24 protein-coding genes and 1 riboswitch are annotated in these 23,364 nt (G+C 58.2%); of the genes, 11 read left to right on the top strand and 13 right to left on the bottom strand.

Going from position 1 to position 23,364, the window contains the following annotated elements; translation table 11 throughout:
* Window positions 1–3: 3 nt before the first annotated feature.
* The 10 genes from HCU74_RS15710 to HCU74_RS15665 all read right to left on the bottom strand — a co-directional run bounded on the left by HCU74_RS15710 (window position 4) and on the right by HCU74_RS15665 (window position 10,366).
* Window positions 4–426 carry a hypothetical protein gene (locus HCU74_RS15710; protein WP_168451375.1) on the bottom strand — a complete coding sequence of 141 codons (423 nt, stop codon included), beginning with the start codon at window positions 424–426 and terminating at the stop codon, window positions 4–6.
* Window positions 427–447: 21 nt separating this feature from the next.
* The gene (locus tag HCU74_RS15705) at window positions 448–1,929 is read right to left on the bottom strand and encodes a cobyric acid synthase (protein WP_168451374.1); all 1,482 of its coding nucleotides are present in this window, start codon (window positions 1,927–1,929) and stop codon (window positions 448–450) included.
* Window positions 1,922–2,578 carry a 5,6-dimethylbenzimidazole synthase gene (bluB, locus tag HCU74_RS15700; protein ID WP_168451373.1) on the bottom strand — a complete coding sequence of 219 codons (657 nt, stop codon included), beginning with the start codon at window positions 2,576–2,578 and terminating at the stop codon, window positions 1,922–1,924. The genes HCU74_RS15705 and bluB overlap by 8 nt, the downstream gene beginning before the upstream one ends.
* Complete coding sequence (locus tag HCU74_RS15695; RefSeq protein ID WP_168451372.1) at window positions 2,578–3,360, bottom strand: ABC transporter ATP-binding protein; 783 nt, start codon at window positions 3,358–3,360, stop codon at window positions 2,578–2,580. The genes bluB and HCU74_RS15695 overlap by 1 nt, the downstream gene beginning before the upstream one ends.
* On the bottom strand, window positions 3,360–4,364 hold the full coding sequence (locus tag HCU74_RS15690) for a FecCD family ABC transporter permease (RefSeq protein WP_345889698.1): 1,005 nt from the start codon (window positions 4,362–4,364) through the stop codon (window positions 3,360–3,362). The genes HCU74_RS15695 and HCU74_RS15690 overlap by 1 nt, the downstream gene beginning before the upstream one ends.
* Window positions 4,351–5,277, bottom strand: a complete 927-nt coding sequence (locus HCU74_RS15685; RefSeq protein ID WP_345889697.1) for a cobalamin-binding protein — start codon at window positions 5,275–5,277, stop codon at window positions 4,351–4,353. The genes HCU74_RS15690 and HCU74_RS15685 overlap by 14 nt, the downstream gene beginning before the upstream one ends.
* Window positions 5,278–5,880 (bottom strand): cob(I)yrinic acid a,c-diamide adenosyltransferase, encoded by a 603-nt coding sequence (cobO, locus tag HCU74_RS15680; RefSeq protein WP_168451371.1) that lies wholly within the window; start codon window positions 5,878–5,880, stop codon window positions 5,278–5,280.
* Window positions 5,881–5,953: 73 nt separating this feature from the next.
* The gene (locus tag HCU74_RS15675) at window positions 5,954–7,159 is read right to left on the bottom strand and encodes an NHL repeat-containing protein (protein ID WP_168451370.1); all 1,206 of its coding nucleotides are present in this window, start codon (window positions 7,157–7,159) and stop codon (window positions 5,954–5,956) included.
* A 28-nt stretch (window positions 7,160–7,187) separates the two neighbouring features.
* Window positions 7,188–9,128 carry a TonB-dependent receptor plug domain-containing protein gene (locus HCU74_RS15670; RefSeq protein ID WP_168451369.1) on the bottom strand — a complete coding sequence of 647 codons (1,941 nt, stop codon included), beginning with the start codon at window positions 9,126–9,128 and terminating at the stop codon, window positions 7,188–7,190.
* 75 nt (window positions 9,129–9,203) lie between these two features.
* A riboswitch (cobalamin riboswitch) is annotated at window positions 9,204–9,401 on the bottom strand.
* A 20-nt stretch (window positions 9,402–9,421) separates the two neighbouring features.
* Complete coding sequence (locus tag HCU74_RS15665; RefSeq protein WP_168451368.1) at window positions 9,422–10,366, bottom strand: ketopantoate reductase family protein; 945 nt, start codon at window positions 10,364–10,366, stop codon at window positions 9,422–9,424.
* Window positions 10,367–10,512: 146 nt separating this feature from the next.
* Here HCU74_RS15665 and HCU74_RS15660 point away from each other — a divergent pair, with 146 nt between their 5' ends.
* Both HCU74_RS15660 and HCU74_RS15655 read left to right on the top strand, forming a co-directional pair.
* Entirely contained in the window at window positions 10,513–10,995 is a 483-nt protein-coding gene (locus HCU74_RS15660; RefSeq protein ID WP_168451367.1) for a YajQ family cyclic di-GMP-binding protein, read from the top strand.
* Between the two features lie 71 nt (window positions 10,996–11,066).
* On the top strand, window positions 11,067–12,575 hold the full coding sequence (locus HCU74_RS15655; RefSeq protein WP_210425335.1) for an AmpG family muropeptide MFS transporter: 1,509 nt from the start codon (window positions 11,067–11,069) through the stop codon (window positions 12,573–12,575).
* A gap of 13 nt (window positions 12,576–12,588) precedes the next feature.
* Here HCU74_RS15655 and HCU74_RS15650 read toward each other — a convergent pair whose 3' ends face one another.
* Both HCU74_RS15650 and HCU74_RS15645 read right to left on the bottom strand, forming a co-directional pair.
* A complete protein-coding gene (locus HCU74_RS15650; protein ID WP_168451366.1) occupies window positions 12,589–12,903 on the bottom strand; it encodes an MGMT family protein in 315 nt (104 codons plus the stop codon).
* Window positions 12,893–13,555 (bottom strand): carbonic anhydrase, encoded by a 663-nt coding sequence (locus HCU74_RS15645; protein ID WP_168451365.1) that lies wholly within the window; start codon window positions 13,553–13,555, stop codon window positions 12,893–12,895. Before HCU74_RS15645 ends, HCU74_RS15650 begins: the two co-directional genes overlap by 11 nt.
* Before the next feature lie 275 nt (window positions 13,556–13,830).
* Between HCU74_RS15645 and HCU74_RS15640 the strand changes: the two genes are divergently transcribed.
* The 7 genes from HCU74_RS15640 to HCU74_RS15610 all read left to right on the top strand — a co-directional run bounded on the left by HCU74_RS15640 (window position 13,831) and on the right by HCU74_RS15610 (window position 19,403).
* The gene (locus tag HCU74_RS15640; protein WP_168451364.1) at window positions 13,831–14,298 is read left to right on the top strand and encodes an FxsA family protein; all 468 of its coding nucleotides are present in this window, start codon (window positions 13,831–13,833) and stop codon (window positions 14,296–14,298) included.
* Between the two features lie 213 nt (window positions 14,299–14,511).
* Window positions 14,512–14,802, top strand: a complete 291-nt coding sequence (locus HCU74_RS15635; RefSeq protein WP_168451363.1) for a co-chaperone GroES — start codon at window positions 14,512–14,514, stop codon at window positions 14,800–14,802.
* 49 nt (window positions 14,803–14,851) lie between these two features.
* Window positions 14,852–16,510: a chaperonin GroEL gene (groL, locus tag HCU74_RS15630; protein WP_168451690.1), complete on the top strand. Its 1,659-nt coding sequence runs from the start codon at window positions 14,852–14,854 to the stop codon at window positions 16,508–16,510.
* Window positions 16,511–16,687: 177 nt separating this feature from the next.
* A complete protein-coding gene (locus HCU74_RS15625) occupies window positions 16,688–17,395 on the top strand; it encodes a class I SAM-dependent methyltransferase (RefSeq protein ID WP_168451362.1) in 708 nt (235 codons plus the stop codon).
* Window positions 17,388–18,287: an aldose epimerase family protein gene (locus HCU74_RS15620; RefSeq protein ID WP_168451361.1), complete on the top strand. Its 900-nt coding sequence runs from the start codon at window positions 17,388–17,390 to the stop codon at window positions 18,285–18,287. Before HCU74_RS15625 ends, HCU74_RS15620 begins: the two co-directional genes overlap by 8 nt.
* Window positions 18,288–18,396: 109 nt before the next feature.
* A complete protein-coding gene (locus tag HCU74_RS15615) occupies window positions 18,397–18,939 on the top strand; it encodes a CC0125/CC1285 family lipoprotein (RefSeq protein ID WP_168451360.1) in 543 nt (180 codons plus the stop codon).
* 98 nt (window positions 18,940–19,037) lie between these two features.
* Window positions 19,038–19,403 (top strand): CoA-binding protein, encoded by a 366-nt coding sequence (locus tag HCU74_RS15610; protein WP_168451359.1) that lies wholly within the window; start codon window positions 19,038–19,040, stop codon window positions 19,401–19,403.
* A gap of 548 nt (window positions 19,404–19,951) precedes the next feature.
* Here HCU74_RS15610 and HCU74_RS15605 read toward each other — a convergent pair.
* Complete coding sequence (locus tag HCU74_RS15605; RefSeq protein WP_168451358.1) at window positions 19,952–20,608, bottom strand: urate hydroxylase PuuD; 657 nt, start codon at window positions 20,606–20,608, stop codon at window positions 19,952–19,954.
* A gap of 269 nt (window positions 20,609–20,877) precedes the next feature.
* Between HCU74_RS15605 and HCU74_RS15600 the strand changes: the two genes are divergently transcribed.
* The gene (locus tag HCU74_RS15600) at window positions 20,878–21,639 is read left to right on the top strand and encodes a hypothetical protein (RefSeq protein WP_168451357.1); all 762 of its coding nucleotides are present in this window, start codon (window positions 20,878–20,880) and stop codon (window positions 21,637–21,639) included.
* Between the two features lie 163 nt (window positions 21,640–21,802).
* On the top strand, window positions 21,803–23,320 hold the full coding sequence (locus HCU74_RS15595; protein WP_168451356.1) for a fumarate hydratase: 1,518 nt from the start codon (window positions 21,803–21,805) through the stop codon (window positions 23,318–23,320).
* The last annotated feature ends 44 nt before the right edge of the window (window positions 23,321–23,364 follow it).

Below are 23,364 nucleotides of genomic sequence, written 5' to 3'. Positions count from 1 at the left end.
ACCTTATTCGGCGGCCCTTTGAATTGTCGGTTCCGCCAGTGGCCGGCTGCTGCTGATACGCCATTTGCGTCCGTCACGCACAAAGCTGTAATGGGCGTGGTGGGTTTGTTGTTCGCCTGCGGTGAAGGCACCAAAGCTGCCGCGATATTGCTTGTAGGCCATATTATTCGGCTGCAGTTGCTGAGCCTTCACCACCGTTTCGAAGCTTTCTGGGAAAAACAGCACCACATCGACGCTGGCCTCGGCGCGGTCACCCAGGTCGGTTTTCTCTACCACGATGATTTCACGCAATTCAAACAGCGGCGGCTGGGTCAGGTTTTCCAGATTGTCGCGCAGCAGATTCTCGACGATGTAGTCGGTAAACGGGATCGGCTTGCTACATGCGCTCAGGCACAATAGCAACGCGACCAAACTTAGTTTTTTCATTGTATTCTCACTACCCTCTAGTTACACCGAAGCCAGCAGGGCGTCGATATCCATCGCCTGTTCAATGGCGTCGGCAAGGCGATCCAGATTGGCTTCAATCAATGCCTCATAGTCGAGGGTGCTGACGACACTGATGCCGGCCCATTGCAGCATAGCATTGCGGGTGGCCTCCTGATCAAATACTCCGTGCACATAGGTGCCGACAATCTGGCCGTCTTCACTTATCGCGCCGTCACTGAACTCCTGGCTGGCGTCGTGGTGGCGCAGGGTGGCAAAGGGCCGCGACAGGGCGGGGCCGTCGCTGCGCCCGGCGTGTATTTCGTAGCCGGCCAGCGCTCCCTTGCCGGAATAGTCCGGGTGCAGGTGAGCGACACAATGCCCTGTGACCTGGCGCAGAATCTTGTCTTCGGCGAGGGTGGTTTCCATCTCCAGCAGCCCCAGACCATCGCGGCTACCGGTGGGGCCTTCAATGCCCAGTGGGTCGTGTACCGCGCGGCCCAGCATCTGAAATCCACCGCAAATGCCCAGCACTTTTCCGCCGTAGCGCAGGTGCCGCTGTAGCTGTGTGTCCCAGCCGTTGTCGCGGAGAAAATCCAGATCGCGGCATACGCTTTTACTGCCCGGTAGTATGACCAGCTCACAGGGCGGAATGACCTGGCCCTTGCCGATAAAACGTAGATCCACCTGGGGGTGCATGCGCAGCACGTCAAAGTCAGTGTGGTTGCTGATCCGCGACAACACCGGCACCACGACGCGAATTTGCGCCTGATCCCGGTGTTGGCTGGTGGTGATCGCGTCTTCGGCTTCGAGGTGCAGGTCGTGCAGGTAGGGAATGACCCCAAGCACTGGCTTCGTGGTGTGATCCTCAAGCCAATCGAGGCCGGATTGCAGCAGGGCGATGTCGCCGCGAAAGCGATTGATAAGAAAACCGCATACCCGCTGTTGTTCCGAGGGCGAAAGCAAACTCAGGGTGCCAACCAAATGGGCAAATACGCCGCCTCGGTCGATATCGGCGATCAGTATTACCGGGCAGTCCACTGCCTCGGCAAAGCCCATATTGGCAATATCATTGGCGCGAAGATTGATTTCAGCGGGGCTGCCCGCGCCCTCGACAATAATCCAGTCGTAGTGCTCGCCCAGTCGGCGATGGGAGGTCAGCACCGCGTCCATGGCGACCTTTTTGTAGTCGTGATAGGCGCTGGCTTCCATATTGGTCAGCGCCTTGCCGTGGATAATCACCTGGGCACCGGTATCGCTGTTGGGCTTGAGCAGCACCGGGTTCATGTCGGTGTGGGGGGGCAATCCACAGGCTCTGGCCTGCACCGCCTGGGCGCGGCCAATTTCGCCGCCATTGGCGGTTACCGCGCTGTTCAGTGCCATATTCTGTGGTTTGAATGGCGCCACACTGAGGCCCCGGCGTTTAAGAATCCGGCACAGTCCCGCGACCATCACGCTTTTGCCGGCGTCTGAGGTCGTGCCCTGTACCATCAATGTTTTAGCCATCGTTGTCGGTTTCCTGCCAGGTGTCGGTCATAACCAGGTCGTGTATATCCTGCCGCTGGGCCCAGCCCACTTGCTCGAGCATCGGGCGATCGTAAAACCCGTCGACCGGGCCCAGACACAGGATGGCAATCGGGTGGCTGCCATCGGGCATCTGCAGCAGTGCTTTCAGATCCTCGGGATCAAACAGCGACACCCAGCCCATGCCCAGACCTTCGGCCCGGGCGGCCAGCCACATATTTTGAATCGCGCAGGAGGCTGAGGCGAGATCCATTTCGGGCAGGGTACGGCGTCCGAAGATGTGCTTGTCGCGGTTGTCCATCAGGGCAACAACGAGCAATTCGGCACAGTCCTGTATACCTTCCACCTTGAGTCTGAGAAATTCATTGCGTCGCTCGTCCAGCGCCTCGGCGGTGCGTTCGATTTCGGCGAGCACCTGGGTGTAGATGGCGTGGCGCAGCGCGGCACGGCGGATACGGATAAATCGCCAGGGCTGCATATAGCCCACACTTGGCGCGTGGTGGGCGGCCTGTAGCAGTCGTGTCAGCGTCTCCTTCGGCACGCTGCCGCCGCTGAAATGGCGCATGTCCCGGCGCTGCTCAATGGCGCGATAGACGGCGGCGATGTCTTCGGGGGAGTAGCGGTCGGTCATCAGCGGGGGGACTCGCTGGCGCGTGGCACAAACAGTTGTTGTCCGTCGTGTTCAATCAGTGTCAGCGGCTGGCGGTAGAGGGCCTCCAGCGCGCTGAGTGACAGCATGTCTTCCTTGGCGCCCCAGCAGGCGCGACCATCGGGGTAGAGCAGCAAGAGCCGATTACAATAGCGGGCGGCCAGGTTCAGATCGTGTAAGCACAGAAATATGCCGCAATCATTCCGCGCGCGGCGCTGCAGCAGCTCCATCACCTGCACCTGATGGTGCAGGTCGAGATGGTTGCTGGGTTCGTCGGCGAGGAGCAGCGACGGGGTTTGGCACAGTGCCGTGGCGATGGCCAGGCGTTGTCTTTCACCGCCGGACAGGGTGCTGACGAGGCGCTGTTCGAGGTGGGCCAATTCCAGTAGGTCAAGGGACTGACGCGCCAGCAGCAGGTCGCTGGCGGTTTCTACATCCCAGGGGGCGAGAAAGGGGTGACGGCCAATCATTGCAGTTTCCAGCACGGTGCCGGGAAAGCCGTCCTGTCGTTCCTGAAAGACCACCGCCAGCGATTGCGCGAGCTGCTTGCGGCGCAACTGATGAATATTGCGTCCGTCCAGATGGATTTCGCCACTGCGGGGTTGGCGCAGGCCCGCCAGAGTATGGAGCAGGGTTGTCTTCCCTGCGCCATTCGGACCAAGCACCCCCCAGATATCGCCCGCTTGCACCGACAAATTGAGGGCGGTGCCGTCGCTGCGACCAGGGATATCGATCACCAACTGATGGGCGCTGAGGGTCGTCATCACTGGCTCCGCCGCAGCAGATATAAAAAGGTAGGCACGCCGATCATGGCGGTAATCACCCCGGCGGGAAGTTGTTGGGGGGCGATAATCGTCCGTGCCAGCGTGTCGGCCAGTGTCAGCAGGCTACCGCCCGCCAGAGCGGCTGCCGGGAGTATGATCCGTTGGTCATTGCCGAGCACCAGGCGTAGCATGTGGGGAATAATCAGGCCGACAAAACCGATGCTGCCGGCAGTGGTTACCGCAAAGGCTGTGAGAATACTGGCGATAATATAAATTCCCCATTCCATCTGCTTGACGGGCACACCCAGTGCGGCCGCTTGCAGCGGGCCTCTGGCCAGCACGTTCAGGCTGCGCCCCAGTGGCATCAGCAGCAGGCAAATCGCCAGTAGCACGGTGAGTGCGGGCCAGGGCGAGCGGGAATAGGCGAGGTCGCCCATTAGCCAGTAGAGCATGCCGGGGAGTTTGTCGGTAGGGCCGACAGCGAGCATAAAGGTTACCAATGCGCTCCAGCCGGAGGAGATAATCACCCCGGTTAACAGCAGTCGCGTGGGTGTCCAGCTGCCGCGGCCATTGGCCAGGCTGAAGACCAGGGTGGCCGACACCACCGCGCCGATAAACGCCGACCCGGAGACCAGTGCCGCACCAAGGCCGAAGATCATCGCCATGAGTGCGCCTACCGCCGCGCCGCTGGACAGGCCGAGAATATAAGGGTCGGCCAGTGGGTTGCGCAGTAATACCTGCATCAGCGCGCCCGCCACGGCCAACAGGCCGCCGGTGGCGAAGGCCGCCAGCGCCCGGGGCAGGCGCAAATCCATAATCAGCGTTTGATGGAGGGACGATCCGCTGCCGGTCAATGCCGCCCAGATGTCGCTGCTGCTCATGGTCACGCTGCCAACACGGATGGCCAGTAGCAGGGAGCTCAGCGCCAGTGCGAGCAGAAGCAGCAGAGGCAAGGGCCCGCGACGAAATACGCCGGTGTGTGTGATGGACTCAGCGGCGTGCACGGGCGGTTTCCAGGTGCTGGCACATCAGCCTGGCCCCGTCCAGCAGGCGGGGCGTGGGCCGCTGCAGGGTTGAGGGTGGCACAAAAAACAAATTGTTCCGCTGTACGGCGGTGAGCCCGTCGAAGCGCTCCCAGGCGTCCAGCCAGTCGCGGTTTTCCTCGCCCATACCGCCGGCAATGATGGCCTCTGGATTGGCTGCCAGTACCGCTTCAAGGTCGATTCGCGCCGACAGCTTGCCCAGGTCGGCAAAGATATTCTCGCCGCCGCAGAGTTCGGTGGCCTTGCTGATCATATGGTCGCTGTTTACCGTCATCAGCGGATTGTTCCAGATCTGCTGAAATACCCGCACCTTGGGGGCGTCGGCGTAACGTTGTGCCAGTTCGGCGATGCCTTGACGAAAGTGAGCCGCGGCGGTGTTGGCAGCGTCTGCGGTGCCGGCTAGCTTGCCAATGCGTTCGATGGCACTGGCGATATCGTCGAAGCTATCGGGGTCTGAGTGATACACCGGCAGCCCCAAGGCCTTCAGCTGACTGAGCTGTTCCGCCGGATTGCCTTCACTCCAGGCTATCAGCAGATCCGGTTTGAGCGCGACAATCGCCTCCAGGTCGAAGCGGTTGTAGCCGCCGACACGGGGTAGTTCGCGAGCTTCTTCCGGGTAGTCGCTGAATGACACCGCCGCAACCAGCTTGCCCCCCGCGCCGGCGGCAAAGACCTGCTCGGTAATACCTGGCGACAGGGCGATAATGCGCTGGGCTGGGGCTGGCAGGCAGAGGTTCAGCTGCTGGTCGTCCGTGGCGCAAAAGGTCTGCTCGAATGCCCACAGAGGGGCGGTGGACCCGAGTAGGGTGGCGAGCAGTGCAATGGCAGAAGCGCGAAGGGGACGCCACTGACGATAATTTCTGTTTCGGGACACTTACCAGTCCACTCCTTTGCGCGCTTTGATACCGGCGCGGAAAGCGTGTTTTTCATCGCCGACTTCGGCGACGGTGTCGGCCATTTCGCGCAATGCTTTTGACGCCGCGCGGCCGGTGACGATCACACTCATTTCTGCGGGGCGGTTGGCGATGGCATCGAAAATGCGCTGTTGCTCGATCCAGCCGTATTTCAAGACGTAGGTTAATTCGTCAAGCAAGACCAAGTGAAGGCTGTCGTCGCGCAATAATTCTTCAGCTTTTGCCCAGGCTTGTTCGGCGGCGGCGATGTCCCGCTCGCGATTTTGGGTTTCCCAGGTAAATCCGCTGCCCATTACGTGATAGGGCACTTCCGGACAACGCTGTTCAATAAAGTTGCGTTCACCGCAGTCCCAGGTGCCTTTGATAAATTGCACAATACCCGCGTTGTAGCCGTGGCCCAGACAGCGGATCACCGAGCCAAAACCCGAGCTGGATTTCCCTTTGCCGTTACCGGTCAGCACAATGAGAATGCCCTTTTCGGTGGTCGCTTCGGCGACTTTCTCATCGACCAGTGCCTTGCGGCGCTCCATGGCTTTTTTGTGGCGAATATCTCTCGATTCCATTGGCGGGCCCGTTCTGCTGTAAATAAAGGTGATGGCTGGCAAGCCCGAAGGCTTGCCAGCGGCAGCGGCAAGTTTACTGCATTTTGCTGAACAGAATCTCGGTGGGGTTCTGAATCAGGTTGATGGTGCGCAGCAGGCTTTGCTGGCCGTCGAGCACTTCGATGCGCGGGCTGGCGGAATCCGCAATGCCAATCCACAGGTTTCCGGCGGCATCAGCCTCGATGGTGCGCATGTCGATGTTGGCGTAAGCGGTAACAGCGGTGGCGTCGCCGGTGCTGGGATTGAAGTGGTACAGGCTGGTGTTCATCCAGCCTTCATAGCCGACGAAATAGCCGTTGTTGGCGTCGACAATGGCGAGATTGGAGATAAACCCGTAGGGGTGATTGTCGTTGTCGCCGTCGTCGACTATCAGTTCGACACTATAGGTTTCAGTGTCAATTTTGCTGATGCCGCCGGTGTAGCCCGGCGTGCGGCCATTGCGTGAAGAAGCATAGGCGTCGCCAATGGATTGCAGGAACAAGCCAACGCCGTCGCGGTAGACCAGCTTGCCGGGGTTGCGGGTGCTCAGCTCAATGCCCTTGGGAGCACTGGGCTCGTCGTTGGGATTGGTGTCGATCTCAGTATCGGTGGCGGTATCAAACACGGCGACATAGGCGCTTACACCGTCTTCGGCGGGGGAGTAGTTCACCAGCCGTTGTAACACAACAAACAGCTTGCCATCGACAATCATCGCCGCCGAGGCTTCCGGTGCGCCATTGGCATCTGCGTCGGCGTAAGCGCTGAGGTCCAGCGAACCGATGATAAATTCCGCTTCAGTCTGGGCGCTGGGGTTAACAATCAGCACCTGCTGGGTGCGGTATTGGGTGATGTAGGCTTTTTCGTTACTGACAAAGGCCATGCGCTGGGCATTGCCGGTGGGGTCTTCGGCGTTCGCCTGGGTGGTGTATTGGTAGATCGGGGTGCCAGGGGCGATGAAACCATGCTTGTGTACTTCGTCGATATTAAACCGACCGATATGGTAAAAAAACTCGCCAAAACGGGCCGCGCCAAAGTCTGACTGATCCTTGCCAGCTACGCCGCTGGTGACGGTGACTTCGCTGCCGAGTTCAACCAGCTGGATATCTGAGCCGGAAAAATCAGCGGCGACGGTTGCCACAACCACTGTGTTTGCACCGACGACGGGGGCGGCGCTGCTGCCACCGTCGCTGCCGCCACAGGCGGCGAGCAGGGAGGTCAGGGCAAGACTTCCAAGTAGTTTAAGGGGGAGGTTGGATTTCATGGTTAAGACTCCGTAGTCGAGTATGCTGTCAGAGAGAAAGGGTAAGCGTGGCGGTTACAGACCGCCCCGGTGTGGGAAAGCGATTCGCATCAAGGAAGTTTTTATCGAGCAGGTTGCGGGCTGCCACATCGACGGTGACACGACGCCAAAAATGGCTGAACGACAGGGACAGTTCTTCCTTTCTATCGGCCTCGACCGCGTTGGCGGGGTCATAGAAGAGTTCATTGTGAACAACATAGTCAAGCTCAATCCGGCTGTGGCCGAGGCTAAGGGTAAGGCCGCTGCCAATGCTCTGATGGTAAATGCCGGGGAGTTGCTTGCCCTTTGCCGAGCGAATGTTCGATTGGTTTTCGCTGTCGATCAGGGTGGCACTGGCGCGAACAGTCAGCCACTTCAACGCACGCCAATCCAGGTCGGTTTCAACCCCTGCCACCACCGACGAACCGATGTTTTGCGGCTGGCCAACACCCCTGCTGTCGTAGATGGTAATAATCGCGTCGTCGACCTGGCGGTAAAACACGCTGGCGCTGCTGGTGAGAGTGCCGCGCTGCCAATCGAAACCGGCGTCGCCGGTGAAGGCCCGTTCCTGACTAAGTGAGGGGTTGCCGTCAAGCAGCCCCTCGGCGCCGAAATTTTCGGTGAGCGTGGGCAGGCGCAGCAGGCGACCAATATTGGCCTTGAAGGTCAGGCTTGAGCTCCGGCGCCACTGAACGCCGAGCTGGGCGCTGGACGCGGCCAGAGTGCTGTCGCTATTGTCGCCGCTGAGCGAGAAGTCGATATGGTCGTCCTGCAAATAGTGGCGCACAGCGGTACTCACCAGCAGATTGTCACCGGCACTCCAATTGTTGGCCAGTGCCAGCACGGCGGTGTCCCGCCGGGTTTCGGTCAGCATGCGCTGGCGCAGGAGGTCGTGTACTTCAATGCTGTCGCGGCGCAGTTCCAGTCCTGCCACCCACTCCAGACTTTGCCCTTGCCAGCGTGCAGTATTGTAGAGACCGAAACTGTCGTATTCACTTTCGACCCGGTCTTCGCCCAGACCGATAGTGCTGTTGGCGTCGCTGAATTGAGTGGTATTGCGGGTTACAAAACCCCTGTGGGCGAGATCTACACTGCCCAGGCGGTAATCCCTTACCGCCTGCACCCGCAGGGACTCCTTGTCGAGGGTGGCGTTGTCCCGTTGCTGATTCAGCGCGCTGGCCACCTCTTTTTCAGACTTGCTGTGCTGCAGCAGGGCGCTGAGGCGGCCATTGCTCTGGTCGCGGCCCACTTTGAGGAAGCTGCTGTGCTGGCGGTAGCCGTCGTTCTGGCGGCGGCGACTGTCGGTGCGAAACAGCTCGTCGTCGACGGGGAAGTCGTTGTCGGCCTCGGTGTAATTCAAGCCTGCGATGACCTCCCAGTGAGCAAAGTTGCCCCAGCCGCTGACCTCGCTGTGACGGGTGTCGAAGGAGCCCGCCGACAGACTGACGCGGGCGCCGCTGTCGTCGCGGCGCAATTGTCGGCTGCGAAAATTAATCGCCCCGGCAAGGTTGGCGTTGCCCAGCTGCACCGGGGTGAAGTCGGGGTAGGCTTCTATGCGGTCAATAAGTACCGTCGGAATGTCGCCTACACTGGCAGAACCGGAATCTGGATTGTTTAACAGTAAGCCGTCGAGGAAAACGCTCACCTGCTTGCCGCCGGAGCCGCGGATGGCAATACTGCTAAGCCCGCCAAGACCACCCAGCTGCTTTACCTGAATGCCCGGGAGGGTGTCCAGCAGGTCGGTAATGTCGGTGAAGCGGTGGGCGAATTGATCGCGGTCGATAACCTGTACAAAGCCGGTGTAATTGGCGAGATCGACCTCGCTGATGCTGTCGCGCTTGGGGGCGTGGCGATCGGTGACCAATACGTGCTCTTGCTCAGTGGCCGCCGTTGCAAATGGCACCCATAGCAATGTCAGGCACGCAGCAAAGGCCTGCGTCAGGTGTTTCAAGGATGTTCACCGTTGGTTGTGATCAGTGCATGAGCTATCGAACACCCCGTCGATAGAATTCAGGGCAGCAGTGCCGTGGCACGTGCTGTGGAAGGCAGGTCTCCTGGCTATTGCCTGTTACGTTTTATGCCTTCCCGGCAAAGCCAGTGGCGGGGTAAAAACGCTAAGCAATTACAGTTGCGGGGGCAGCTGCGGAGTAGTTTATGCAAGGGGCATAAACAGCACCGCGATTCCCTTTTAATCCCAATGGGAGCCTTCAGGGCGGCGATGATCGCATTTTACGGGGGTTCAGGTCAATTCGCGCCGGCGGGATGACGTTGGGTGACGGCGGCATACAGCGCCGCTGACTCGGGGGTGTCTTCGCCCAGCTCGCGAGCCTGACGGCACAGATAGCCACTGATGTAGTCGATTTCAGTGCTGCGTCCTGCCTCGGCATCCTGCAGCATGGAGGAGCGATTGAGGGCAGTGGCGGAGGCTACTGCGACAACCTGCTGGTGGAGGTCGCTGCCGAGGTCGATGCCCAGTCGCCGGGCTACAGTAAGCACTTCGTCTACCACGGTGTGCATGCGTTGAAGGGCGGTGGGATTGTCCAGCAGCTCGCCATTGCGACATTGGTAAACCACCGTGAGCGGGTTGATCGCGCAATTGATGGCCAGTTTGCGCCACAGGATCTCGGTCATTGCATCACAATAGACTACCTCGACGGGCGGGAAGCTCAGGCTTGTGGCTACAGCGCGGGCGTGACTCTCCGAGACAGTGGATATGCCGGGAATGTCTCCCAAGCGGGTTTCTCCGCGCCCGGCGTGAACAATGTGGAAATCGCCCCGGCGAAATGCACCCTCGGTGGTGCTCGCCTGAAGCAGGCGCAACTGCGGGTAGTGCCGGTGAATCACCTCGGCAACGCCCATGCCGTTTTGCAGCAGGACCACGGTGCAGTCGGGTGTCAGTCGGGGGGCGTAAGCGGAAATCGCGTTGAGCGTATCCTGAGCCTTGGTGCACACCAGCAACTGCGCGATCGGTGATTGCATGGATTCGGGGGATTGCGCCTGAACAGGGAGGATCTCGGCTTGTCCGCCGCTCTCGAAAATAATGCCCTTGCCGCGCTGATAGTCGGCGAGACGGTGGCCGTCGCGGAGTAACATTGCTGGGGGATTTCCGGCCCGTTGGGCCAGGGCTGCCCACAGACTGCCAATCGCGCCTGCGCCGAGGATGTGCCATTGTGGAGGGTGTGCGGTCATTGCGGCAGCTTAATCGAAGCCCGGCGGAAATGACACCGGGGGCGAGGCACTAGTTCGCCGTACATAAATAGCTGGGGCAAGCCTCTGGCTGAGCTGTGGCGGGGCTTGTTACACTTGCCGCGCAAACCTAAGAAGGAAGAGGCCCAATGCCGTCGTTTGATATTGTTTCTGAAGTTGATTTACACACCTTTACCAATGCCCTGGACCAATGCAATCGGGTAATTGAAACCCGCTTTGACTTTAAGGGTGTCGATGCGAGTTTTGAGCGCGATGGTTTGGCGGCAACAATGTTTGCCGACGCCGAGTTCCAGCTTACTCAAATGGAAGACATGCTACGCGGTAGTTTGGTAAAGAATAAAATTGATCCCAAAGCGATGGAAGTCGGCGATATTGAATCCCGGGGCAAGCAGGTCAAGCAGCGGGTCACGATGAAAAATGGTTTGGAGTCAGACCTGTGCCGCAAAATCGTCAAGCTGGTCAAGGATAGCAAGATCAAAGTGCAGAGCCAGATTCAGGGGGATCAGGTGCGGATCACCGGCAAGAAGCGCGACGACTTGCAGCAGGTTATGGCCTTGCTGCGCGCTGAGGATCTGGAGCAGCCCCTGCAATTCACCAATTTCAGAGATTAATCATCAGTGACAGCATGTAGCGCAGGCAGATCATGGGTCGAGCGGGACCGTTCAACGCCGGGCGAAGGCCGATGAGCGAGCGGGGCGAGGACGCGACTCTGGTCTGGTGGCGGCAAAAGCCGGTGTGGATCATGCTGTTCCTCGGCTTTTCTGCCGGGGTGCCACTATTGCTGATTTTTTCCAGCCTGTCGCTGTGGCTGAGGGAGGCGGGGGTCAGTAAGTCCGATGTGACCTATTTCAGTTGGGCGGCGCTGGGTTTCTCCTTTAAGTTCGTCTGGGCGCCATTGGTGGATAAGCTTCCCCTGCCGCTGTTGAGTCGGGCGTTGGGTCGCCGCCGGGGGTGGCTGTTGTTTGCGCAACTGGCGGTGGCGGCATCCATTGCGCTGATGGCGTCGGTTGATCCCCAGCAACAGCTGGCGTGGATGGCCATTGCCGCGGTATTGCTGGGGTTTTCCGCCGCTACCCAGGATGTGGTGATCGACGCTTTCCGTATCGAGTCCGCCAATCCCCGGTTACAGGCGCTGCTGTCCTCGACCTATATCGCCGGTTATCGCATCGGCATGATCGCCGCCGGTGCGGGGGCGCTGTATCTGGCGGAGGGCTTCGGCAGTACCAATGATGTCTATAGCTACATCGCCTGGCGCAACACCTATTACTGTATGGCCGGGCTGATGTTGGTGGGGGTAGCGACCACGCTGTTAATTGCCGAGCCGCCCGCGGGAGACGTTTCTCCCTACCACTATGATACCGGGGATTACCTGCGCTTTTTTATTGCCTTTGTGATCACGGTGGCGACCTTTGTCGGGGTGCTTTTCGGCATGCCTGATGCCCCGGTGTGGTTCAGTGGTTATTCCCAGCAGCTGTTCTCGTTCAGCTACTCCTCGCTGGTGCTGTTGTTGGCCGTGTTTATCGGCTATCAGGCGTTTCGCCTGCAAAGTGCCATGGGGGTGGTAAATCAGCAGCTGGTCGATGAAAGCTATGTTCAGCCCATTGCCGACTTTATTCAGCGCTATAAAAAGCTCGCACTATGGGTGTTGCTATTGGTGGGCTTTTATCGGGTGTCAGATATTGTTCTTGGTGTGATCGCCAATGTGTTCTATCAGGATATGGGCTACAGCAAGGATGAGATCGCCAGCGTGACCAAGGTATTTGGCGTGGTTATGACCATTGTCGGCAGCTTCCTTGGTGGTTTTCTCACTCTGCGTTTCGGGGTTATTCGAGTGTTGATGCTCGGCGCGGTGCTGGTCTCGGCGACCAATTTACTGTTTATGTGGCTGGCGGGGCTTGAGGTCAGTGTGCTGGCGCTGACGGTGGTTATCGCCGCGGATAATCTCAGCGGTGGCGTCGCCGTGGCGGCCTTTGTTGCCTGGTTGTCCAGTTTGACCAATGTGTCTTTCACCGCGACCCAGTACGCGATCTTCAGTTCGGTGATGACACTGTTCCCCAAGCTGCTCGGCGGTTACACCGGCTCGGTGGTTGAGACGGTGGGTTATGAAATATTCTTTCTTCTGGCGAGTTTGCTTGGCGTGCCGGTCATTGCGTTGATCTGGTTTTTACGCAAGCGGCTGGAAGCGGCTTGACCTCGAGCAGATGTTAGGGCCAGACCCGTTGTCGCCACAGTAGTTTGCCGTTGTCGTCGGCGCTGCCTTCGGCGATCAAGCGAGAGAGTTGGCGATGATAGGCGGGGCTGCCGACGGGAAAGCTGATTTTCCCCTGAGCGTTGACGACCCGATGCCAGGGCAGGCGGCTGTCGTTGGGGAGTTTGCCAAGCAGGCGTCCGACCCAGCGGGCCTGGCCGGGATACCCTGCCAGCGTCGCAAGTTGGCCGTAGCTGCACAGTCGGCCATGGGGAATTTGCCCGAGCACCAGATACAGCGGCTCGGGCGAAGGGGAGGGCTTAGCTGGCATCCGCCTCGTCGTCGAGGGTGCGAATCCGCTCCCAGTAGTCTTCGTAGAAGAAGTCCACTTCCCCGGTTTCCAGAGAGTACTCGGCGCCGACTACCATCAGCTTGCCTTCGCTGATCAGGGTCTCGAGGGTGGACGAGCCGCTGCACAGGTGCTCGACTGATGTGCGGACATTGGCGCGCACTGCCTGTTTTACCAGCTCATCTTCATCGTGGCGCAGCTCGGTGGCGAGCAGGGTTTCAACTGCCGGACGCACCCGCTTAACGATAGAGTGCAGGCTGGAGGTGGGGATCTTGGAGTTGCCGGTCAGCGCGCCGACGGTGGCTTTAACCGCGCCACAGCGCGAATGCCCCAGCACTACCACCAGTGGCGTGCCGAAGTTGAGGGCGGCGAATTCGACGCTGCCGATGCCCGAGGGCGCTACAACGTTACCCGCAACCCGAATGACAAACAGATCGCCAAGTCCCTGATCGAAAACCAGTTCGGCGGGTACCCGAGCGTCGGAACAGCCAAGAATAATGGCAAAGGGGCTCTGTTCTTCCACCAGTTCCGGTTTTTTGTTGTTGAGCTTGTAAGAGGAGTCGTCGTTGAGCTTCTCGACGAAGCGGGCGTTGCCTTCTTTGAGCCGTTGCAGGGCTTCCTGTGAGCTGATCATCGGTTTAATCCTGTACTGAAGTGAGACGTACGGGGGCACAGGTCGCTTGAGATCATACGATCTGTGCCCTGGGCTTATAATGCGTTGCTTTTGCCGCAGGGGCGTATTCTATAGAGAATTCGGTGTTGGAATCTACGTTGAGTGTTGCTGCCGCCAAAAAAACTGCGGGCCGGGCAGTGACCGTGAAAGGCTGGCATACTACGCCCCTGTCGTCGAAGACATCTTGAGCGCCCCGGCCTGGGGCACCAATCCCATTAAAGCAGGTCGAAGTCGCTATGAGAGTATTGTTTCTACTTTTTATTGTCGCCCCGGTATTGGAAATGTGGCTGCTGATCGAGGTCGGCGCCATGATTGGTGCGCTGCCCACCATTGGCTGTGTGGTACTGACCGCCGTCATCGGCGCGTCGATGCTTCGCCAGCAAGGGTTTGCCACCCTGTTTCGCGCCCAGCAACGCCTTGATCAGGGCCAGATTCCCCTCCAGGAAATGATGGAAGGGCTGGTGCTGGCGGTGGGTGGTGCGCTGCTGTTAACCCCTGGGTTTATCACTGATGCCCTGGGCTTTGCCTGCCTGATTGCGCCGCTGCGGGGCAAAATTATCGCCGCGGTGATTCGCAGCGGTGTCGTCAATATGACTGGCCCGGGTTCGGCGCCGGGTGCCGGCCCATTTCAGCGTCCCCCGGGTGCGGATACCAGAGACAGCGGCAATGTCACCATCGAAGGTGACTATCGGCGCGAAGAGTAATTTTTTTTACTTTCGACTCTTGAAAACCCTGTTCCCGCCCCCAATTCCTTCTCAGCCCACGGTGACCTGACACAAATCAGACCAGGTTCGCGCGCTGGGACCTGTGAACTGTCCCTGAGCAAGGGAATGTCGCAGCGCAGCCATTTGTGTTGCGGCGCCGGATGGTCCGGTCAAATAAAAATCTATTCATTGTTTTAATGGAGATTGATCAAGATGAAAATTCGTCCCCTGTACGACCGCGTCGTAGTTCGTCGCAGCGAAGAGGAGCAAACCAGCGCCGGTGGTATCGTTCTGCCAGGTTCTGCAAAAGAGAAACCAAACCAGGGCGAAGTTCTGGCAGTTGGTGAAGGTAAATTGCTCGAAAACGGTGAGCTGCGTCCCGTTGGTGTAAAAGTGGGTGATCGCGTCATTTTCGGTCAGTACTCAGGCAACGCAGTAAAAGTTGACGGTGAAGAATTGATTGTTCTCGGCGAGGGCGAAATCTTCGGTGTTATCGAAGGTTGATCCTGAAAGAACAATTAAATCAACGAATTAGCGAATAAAAGGTAATACGATCATGGCAAAAGAAGTAGTATTTGGCAACGACGCACGGGTGCGCATGGTTGCCGGTGTAAACACCCTGGCCAACGCCGTTAAAGTCACTTTGGGCCCCAAAGGTCGCAACGTGGTACTGGACAAGTCTTTCGGTGCCCCCACTGTCACTAAAGACGGTGTGTCTGTAGCGAAGGAAATCGAGCTGCAAGACAAGCTGGAAAACATGGGCGCGCAGATGGTTAAAGAAGTGGCGTCACGCGCTTCTGACGACGCTGGTGACGGCACCACTACCGCCACTGTTCTGGCCCAGGCCATTGTTAACGAAGGCCTGAAAGCGGTTGCCGCTGGTATGAACCCGATGGACCTCAAGCGCGGCATCGACAAAGCGATCGCTGCAGCGGTTGAAGAAGTGAAGAAGCTGTCTATTCCCTGCTCCGATACCAAGGCGATCTCTCAGGTCGGTACCATTTCTGCAAACAGCGATACCCAAGTGGGTGAAATCATTGCTGAAGCGATGGAAAAAGTCGGCAAGGAAGGCGTTATCACTGTTGAAGAAGGCCAGGGCCTGGAAAACGCACTGGACGTGGTTGAAGGTATGCAGTTTGACCGCGGCTACCTGTCTCCCTACTTCGTGAACAACACCGAGAACATGAGCGTTGAGCACGACAACCCCTTCATCCTGCTGGTAGACAAGAAAATCTCCAACATCCGCGAGCTGTTGCCGCTGCTGGAGCAAGTGGCTAAGTCCAGCCGTCCGCTGATCATTGTTGCTGAGGACGTTGAAGGCGAAGCGCTGGCGACTCTGGTGGTTAACACCATGCGCGGCATCGTTAAAGTTGCGGCATGTAAAGCACCTGGCTTCGGCGATCGCCGTAAAGCAATGCTGCAAGACATTGCGATTCTGACCGGCGGCACCGTGATTTCCGAGGAAGTGGGTCTGGATCTCGAGCAGGCTACCCTTGAGCACCTGGGCACCGCCAAGCGCGTGACCATGGACAAGGAAAACACCGTAATCGTCGATGGTGCTGGCCAGGGCAGCGATATCGAAGCACGCGTTGCTGAAATCCGTACTCAAATCGAAAATACCAGCTCTGACTACGACCGTGAGAAGCTGCAAGAGCGCGTAGCCAAACTGGCTGGCGGTGTTGCGGTTATCAAGGTTGGCGCAGCGACTGAAATCGAAATGAAAGAGAAGAAAGCCCGCGTTGAAGACGCCCTGCACGCCACTCGTGCTGCGGTTGAAGAAGGCGTGGTACCTGGCGGCGGTGTTGCTCTGGTACGTGCTATCTCCAATCTGTCTGAAGTGGTTGGTGACAACGACGATCAGCAAGCGGGTATCAGCGCAGCGCTGCGTGCGATGGAAGCGCCTCTGCGTCAAATCGTGACTAACGCCGGCGACGAAGCCTCTGTAGTGCTGGACAAAGTACGTGCAGGTGAAGGTAACTTCGGTTACAACGCTGGCAACGGCACCTACGGTGACATGATGGAAATGGGTATCCTTGACCCCGCCAAAGTAACCCGTACTGCACTGCAGGCTGCTGGTTCTGTCGCCGGTCTGATCATTACTACTGAGTGCATGATCGCCGACGCGCCGAAGGACGATTCTGCTCCTGCAATGCCTGATATGGGCGGCATGGGTGGAATGGGCGGCATGGGTGGCATGGGCGGCATGATGTAAGCCGTTCTGCTGAACCCTGCCGGGTAAGCTTTCCCGGCACGCTAAATACCCGCAGTTCTGCTGCGGGTATTTTTTTGTCAGTCGTATATCCTCTCGGTCTGTGCAGTGTTCGGGTCGAGTGGATATACTGCCGCAGAGGAAAACAATGAGCCGTTTGATGTTGTTGTGGGGATGTGAGTGAAGCTGTCGTCGGTAGTGCCCTGGGGGCGATCCCTTGCCGAGTATCGCGCAATGTTTGCCTTGGTCGATGAAGATCTTGAGGCCAATATTCTTGGTTGTGGCGACGGTCCGGCCAGCTTCAATGCGGAGCTGACCGCCGCAGGCGGACGAGTGATGTCGGTGGACCCGATATATTGCTATAGCGCAGAGGAAATTCGTCAGCGTATTCAGCAGGTCTACCCGGTGATACTTGCGCAACTGGCGAGAACCGCAGATCAGTACATCTGGACGCATTTCCACAATCCCGGACATGTCGGCTCGTCGCGAATGTCGGCGATGAATCAATTTCTCAGTGACTACCCACGGGGGTTGGACGCTGGTCGTTATGTGGAGGCCGGTCTTCCCGAATTGCCCTTTTTTGATCGGGAGTTCGATCTGGCCCTGTGTTCTCACCTGTTGTTTTTATACAGTGAGCAACTGGACGAGCAGCAACATATCGCGGCGCTGCTGGAAATGTGTCGGGTGGCGACCGAGGTGCGTGTGTTTCCCCTGGTAGGGCTGGACGGCAAAATCTCACCCCACCTCCCTCGGGTCATCAGGGCGTTGGCGGAAGCGGGCCACCAGCCAGCGGTCGAGCGGGTTGACTACCGATTTCAAAAGGGCGCGACGGATATGCTGAGAGTGCGCTCGGCCGCGCCGATAAACGAGGACGATACCGGTGAATAACCTGAATGCGGCGGAGCTCTGTCAGGGTGTGAGCTACAGTAATAGTACGGCGGAGTTCGGCAGTGCCGACAATGCCCCTGTGGTGGTGGTTGATACTGCCTATTGCCGTGCTGTAGTGAGCTTACTTGGGGCGCAGGTACTGTCCTTTATTCCCCGTGGCGGTCGGGACTGGTTGTGGCTAAGCCCCCGAGCGCGTTTTACCGAAGGGCAGGCGATTCGTGGCGGCATTCCTCTGTGTCTGCCCTGGTTTGGCGTGAATCGCCACCAACCCGGGCTGCCAAAACACGGCTTTTTACGCAGCCGTGAGTGGCAATTGCGTGCTGCTGAATGTATGGCGGATGGTGCGGTAAGGCTGCGCTTTGAGATCAGCTCCGCAGAGGGGGAGTTCACTCAGTTTCCCTGGCGTTACCAGGTGGTTGCCGAGATGGTGTTTAGCGATACCCTTCGTTTGCAGCTGACTATCAGCAATTCCTCCGCCACGACCATGCCCCTTTCCTTTGCCATGCACAGCTATCTGGCCGTTCATGGGCTGGACTCGGCTGTGGTCAGCGGCCTGGATGGCCAGCATTTCCTGGATAATACCGACGAGCTGCGGCGCAAGCTTCTGCGCGGTGAGCAGCGCTTTGAAGGCGAAGTTGATCGAGTGTTCGAGGGCGTACGTACAGATCAACGCATTGAGACCTCCGAGCGTCGATTGCGGGTCTCTGGTACGGGATGTGATACGGTGATCGTCTGGAATCCGGGAGCAGTGCTCGCCCGAACCATGGCAGATGTGGGTGACAGCTACGGGCAATACGTCTGTGTTGAGCGTGGCCGCGCCTTTGCCGACGAGATCGAGCTTGATGCAGGGGCCGAGTGGAGGGCCGAGATGTGCCTGAGTCAGGCGCCCTGAATGTATAGGTATTAATGCTTATTCAGCCAGGGTTAAGACAAGTTGCGTAGAATAACTATCGACAACGAGATACCGAAGTCATTCGGACAAATACAAACGAGGAGATACCATGCGTATTAAAATGATTTTTGTCGCGCTGATCGCCGTTGCGCTTGCAGCGTGTAGCAGTAGCACAACCTACCAGCCCGCCGAAAAACGCGGCGCTTACGGTTACACCGAAACCAAGCTGGGTAAAAATCGCTATCGTGTCACCTTCACCGGTAATACCATCACCGATAAAGAAACGGTGAATGACTACGCGCTGCTGCGCGCCGCTGAACTGACCATGCAAGAGGGTTACGATTGGTTCCAGTTGGTCAACCGCGACTCTGAAAGTAAAAGCCGTAGTACCTCCAGCTTCTCTGGCGTACATGAAGTGGGTGGTGGTAGCTCGGTTTACCAGCGTTGTGGCCTGATGAGCTGCGATACTTACGTGGTGGATCACCCCAGCCGTTTGAGCGGTGGCGTGTCCAGCACCAGCACCAGAACGTCGTACCAGTCATCGCTGGAAATCAAAATGGGCAACGATCCTATGCCTGACACTGCAGAGGCCTACAATGCCCAGGAACTTGCCGCGACCCTGCGTCGTTGGATGGGCAACCGTCAGAAGTAAATGACAGGCGCTTTCTGCCGACACTGAGCAATACCAAAGTGTGATCTGTTATGCCGGGCCTGCGCCCGGCTTTTTTGTGTATACATCGGGACCAAGCAATGCCTGAACATGTTGTTGTACTGGGGGCCAGCCCCAAACCGGAACGGTATTCCTACAAGGCCTGTGCAATGCTGAGCGATCATGGGCATCGTGTGTGCCCGGTTAACCCTTATCACAGCGATGTGGCAGGGGTGAAGTGTGTGCCTTCTATGGCAGAGATTGCCGGGCCGGTTGATACTGTGACGGTGTATATGCGCGGCGCGTTACTGCGGCCACTGATGCCGGCGTTGCTGGAATTGACGCCTAATCGGGTGATTTTTAATCCGGGTAGCGAGGATGCTGCATTGGCAGCGGAGCTTGAAGCAGCAGGTATCCACTGTGAGGAAGCCTGTACCTTGGTGCTGCTGCGAACAGGTCAGTATTGATGGAATTCGCCAGCAGGGCTGGCTCCCACAATGGTGATCCTGTTGTAGGAGCCAGCCCCGCAAGCGAACCTGCTCGAAGTTTGAAACAAGCCCTTTCGTCAGCAGGGCTGACTCCCACAATGGTGCTCCTGTTGTAGGAGCTTGCCCCGCAAGCGAACCCGCTCGAAGTTTGAAATAAGCCCTTTCGTCACCAGGGCTGACTCCCACAATGGTGCTCCTGTTGTAGGAGCTTGCCCCGCAAGCGAACCTGCTCGAAGTTTGAAACAAGCCTCTTAGCCAGCAGGACTGGCTCCCACAGCGGTGTTCCTATTGTAGGAGCTTGCCTCGCAAGCGAACCTGCTCGAAGTTTGAAACAAGCCTCTTAGCCAGCAGGGCTGGCTCCCACAGTGGTGTTCCTATTGTAGGAGCTTGCTCTGCAAGCGAAACCGCTCGAAGTTTGAACAAGCCTCTTAGCCAGCAAGGTTGGCTCCCACCGTGGTAATCCTATTGTAGGAGCTTGCCCCGCAAGCGAACCCACGCGGAGCCTGGAACAAGCTCCGGTATGGTTTTCAGACGAACTGCAGCAGAGCGACCATGCCGACAGCGAGGGCGATACTGCAATGCACTACGCCGACAACAGTGGTCATCGGGCCGGTTTTGCCAAAGATGGCATTGGCTTCCAGCAGTGCAATCAGGCCAAGGCAAATCCACAGGCCCAAACTCGGTGTGCCGGTGGCGGTTTTGCCGACCGCTGCCATGGCCGCGTCGCCGGAACCGTGGAATGAACCCAGCATGCCGATCAGCATCGGTGCGGAGAAAAGGGTGTTGGTGCGCGAAGCCAGGCCTGCCTTGGGTGCCGCTTTTGAGGCGTCGCCGGGTTTAATGCCGCAGACGATCTTCTGGTTTGGCCAAATGATAAGCCAGACGTTCAGGAACATCAGTGTGCCCATTACGGCACCAATAATCATGTAGCCATTCAAGCCCCGCTGCATCACAAAATGGAGCAGTGCCAGGCCGGTGATGAAAGTGAACATTGCGCCCCAACGGAACCACCACAGTGCCCGTGGTGCCAGTTTTTGCACAGCGTCGGCCTTGGCGGTCGGCTCGGCTTCTTTAAAGTATTCGGTTTGCACAAAGTTAAAGTAGTACAGCAAGCCGATCCAGGTGATGCCAAACAGAACGTGAAGCCAGCGCAGCAGTAGATCTGCCGATATAAATGCGTCCATAGTGCCCCTCTCTATAATCTATAGTCAGAATGTAACTGTTGTTATCGCGGAGGGGCGATTCGCCTGTCCTCCCGCTGCGGAAGTATAGCAAAGGCCCTGAACTTGCACAGTGGTGGCGTGGTCTTAGTCGGAGCATTCAGGCTGTGAAACGCTTATATGCCGTCCTGGCCCACGCAAAGCACTGGAGGAGTCGGTATTCGCCGTTCATAATGGCGCTAGCGCCGGGTGCGCCTCCGATTGGCCAACTCGTTTAATTTGGAATGGATAAAGTGGATAGAGAGAAACAGGAACCGCGTATTTCATTGACCCTCGACGAAGAGGACCTCGTTCGTCGGCCGCCACCGGGCAGCGACAAGGCCCCGCCACCCCCAGCGCAGGGTGGCGGTGGCACCGGCTTTGTGTTGTTTGTGCTGACGGTGTTGGTGTTGGCGTTGGCCGCGGGTGGCTACTTCCTCTTTGAGCAGTTGCAGCAGTCGCGCAAACAGTTACAGTTGGCGCAGCAGCGCCTGGATTCGCTTGAGAGCCGCCTGTCATCTGCCGACGAAAGCCTTGAGGAAAACAGTCTCACCACCAGCGTAAAGCTCAAGGAGCTGGACTCCGAGGTGAGAAAGCTGTGGGACAATGTGTGGAAGAAACAGAAAGAAACCCTGGGTGAGCACGAAGCGCAGCTCGCCAAAAACGAGAAGCGGCTGGTGGCCATCGAGGCCCAGGGTAAGAAAAACGAAGAGCTGGTGGGTCGCGCGATGAAGGGGTATCAGGCCGATCGCGAAACCATGACTTCAATGGCCGGAAAACTCGACCGGGTAATCGCCCAGGCAGAGGTCAATCGCAAGACACTGCTTGATGTGAACAAACAGCTTTCCGCCGGAGGTAGTCTGGATGCGCGGGTGAATGCGCTGGAGAAACGGGTGGGGCAGACAGAGGATTGGCTCGATTCAGTCAATGCCTTCCGCACTCAGGTAAACCGCGATATCGACGCACTGCGCCGGACCATGTCACAGTACCATTCCGGCAGCCCCCAGCCCCGCTAGGCTGCCGCCCTCGACTGCACTTGCCGCTTGGCTGGTGTATAATCCTGCGCCGACCCCGGCGCGGGAGCAGCGTATTCCCTCGCCAATCGCCTTGTATTGCCCGGCCAATGTCGTCGGGCAACCTGTATTCACGCCATCACTGGCCCCGAGAGGACTTCGCCACATGACCGTAATCCGTCAAGATGACCTGATCCAGAGCGTTGCCGACGCCCTGCAGTATATTTCCTACTACCACCCGGTAGATTTTATCAAAGCGGTAGACGAAGCCTATCAGCGTGAACAAAACCCCGCGGCAAAGGACGCGATGGCGCAGATTCTGATTAATTCGCGCATGTGTGCCGAGGGCAAGCGTCCGATCTGTCAGGACACAGGCATCGTAACGGTCTTTCTTACTGTCGGCATGAGCGTCCAGTGGGAAGCGGATATGTCGGTGACAGATATGGTCAACGAGGGGGTTCGCCGCGCCTACAATCTGCCGGAAAACGTTCTGCGGGCCTCTATTCTTGCTGATCCAGACGGTGCTCGTGCCAACACCAAGGACAATACCCCTGCAGTTATTCACTACGAAATCGTCCCCGGCGACAAAGTCGACGTGCATGTCGCGGCCAAGGGCGGCGGCAGTGAGGCGAAGTCCAAATTCGCCATGCTCAACCCCTCCGATTCGGTGGTGGATTGGGTGCTGAAGATGGTGCCGACCATGGGTGCCGGCTGGTGTCCGCCGGGTATGCTGGGTATTGGTATTGGCGGCACCGCCGAGAAAGCGATGCTGCTGGCCAAGGAGGCCTTGCTTGATCCGATTGATATCCACGATCTGCAAAAGCGTGGAGCGAGCAATCGCGCAGAGGAACTGCGCCTTGAGCTGCACGAGAAGGTGAACAAGCTGGGCATCGGCGCCCAGGGCCTGGGTGGCCTGACCACTGTGCTTGACGTGAAGGTGAAAGACTATCCGACCCACGCCGCGAATAAGGCAGTGGCGTTGATCCCCAACTGCGCGGCAACCCGCCACGCCCACTTTACCCTCGATGGCAGCGGCCCCAGTGCCCTCAAGCCGCCTTCGCTGGAGGAGTGGCCCGAGGTGACCCGCGAGACGGGGGGGGATGTGAAGCGGGTGAACCTGGACACCGTTACCGCCGAGGACATCAAAACCTGGAAGCCCGGCGATACCCTGCTGCTGAATGGCAAGATGCTCACCGGTCGCGATGCCGCCCACAAGAAAATGGCGGATATGCTCAGCAAGGGCGAAAAACTGCCGGTGGATCTGAAAAATCGCTTTATTTATTACGTTGGCCCGGTTGATCCGGTTCGCGACGAAGTGGTGGGGCCTGCTGGTCCGACCACGGCGACCCGCATGGATAAGTTTACCCGCACCATGCTGGCGGAAACCGGCCTGATGGGAATGATCGGTAAGTCGGAGCGCGGCGACGTTGCCATTGAGGCGATCAAGGAATTTGAGGCGGTTTACCTGATGGCAGTGGGTGGCGCGGCCTATTTGGTGGCGCAGGCGATCAAAAAAGCTGAAGTCGTGGCTTTCCCGGAACTGGGTATGGAAGCGATCTACGAATTCACCGTGGAAGACATGCCCGTGACCGTCGCTGTGGACACTCAGGGCGCGTCGGTGCACAAAACCGGCCCGCAAATCTGGCAGGCCAAGATCGAAGCCGAAGCCATCTCGGTAGTTTGACGGGAAAGGCTGGACGGGAGAGGGAGATGTTGCGGTGTGACGAG

The sequence above is a fragment of the Spongiibacter thalassae genome, from assembly GCF_012272835.1.
GTDB classification, from domain to species: domain Bacteria; phylum Pseudomonadota; class Gammaproteobacteria; order Pseudomonadales; family Spongiibacteraceae; genus Spongiibacter; species Spongiibacter thalassae.
This window is presented reverse-complemented; position numbering and strand designations above follow the sequence as displayed.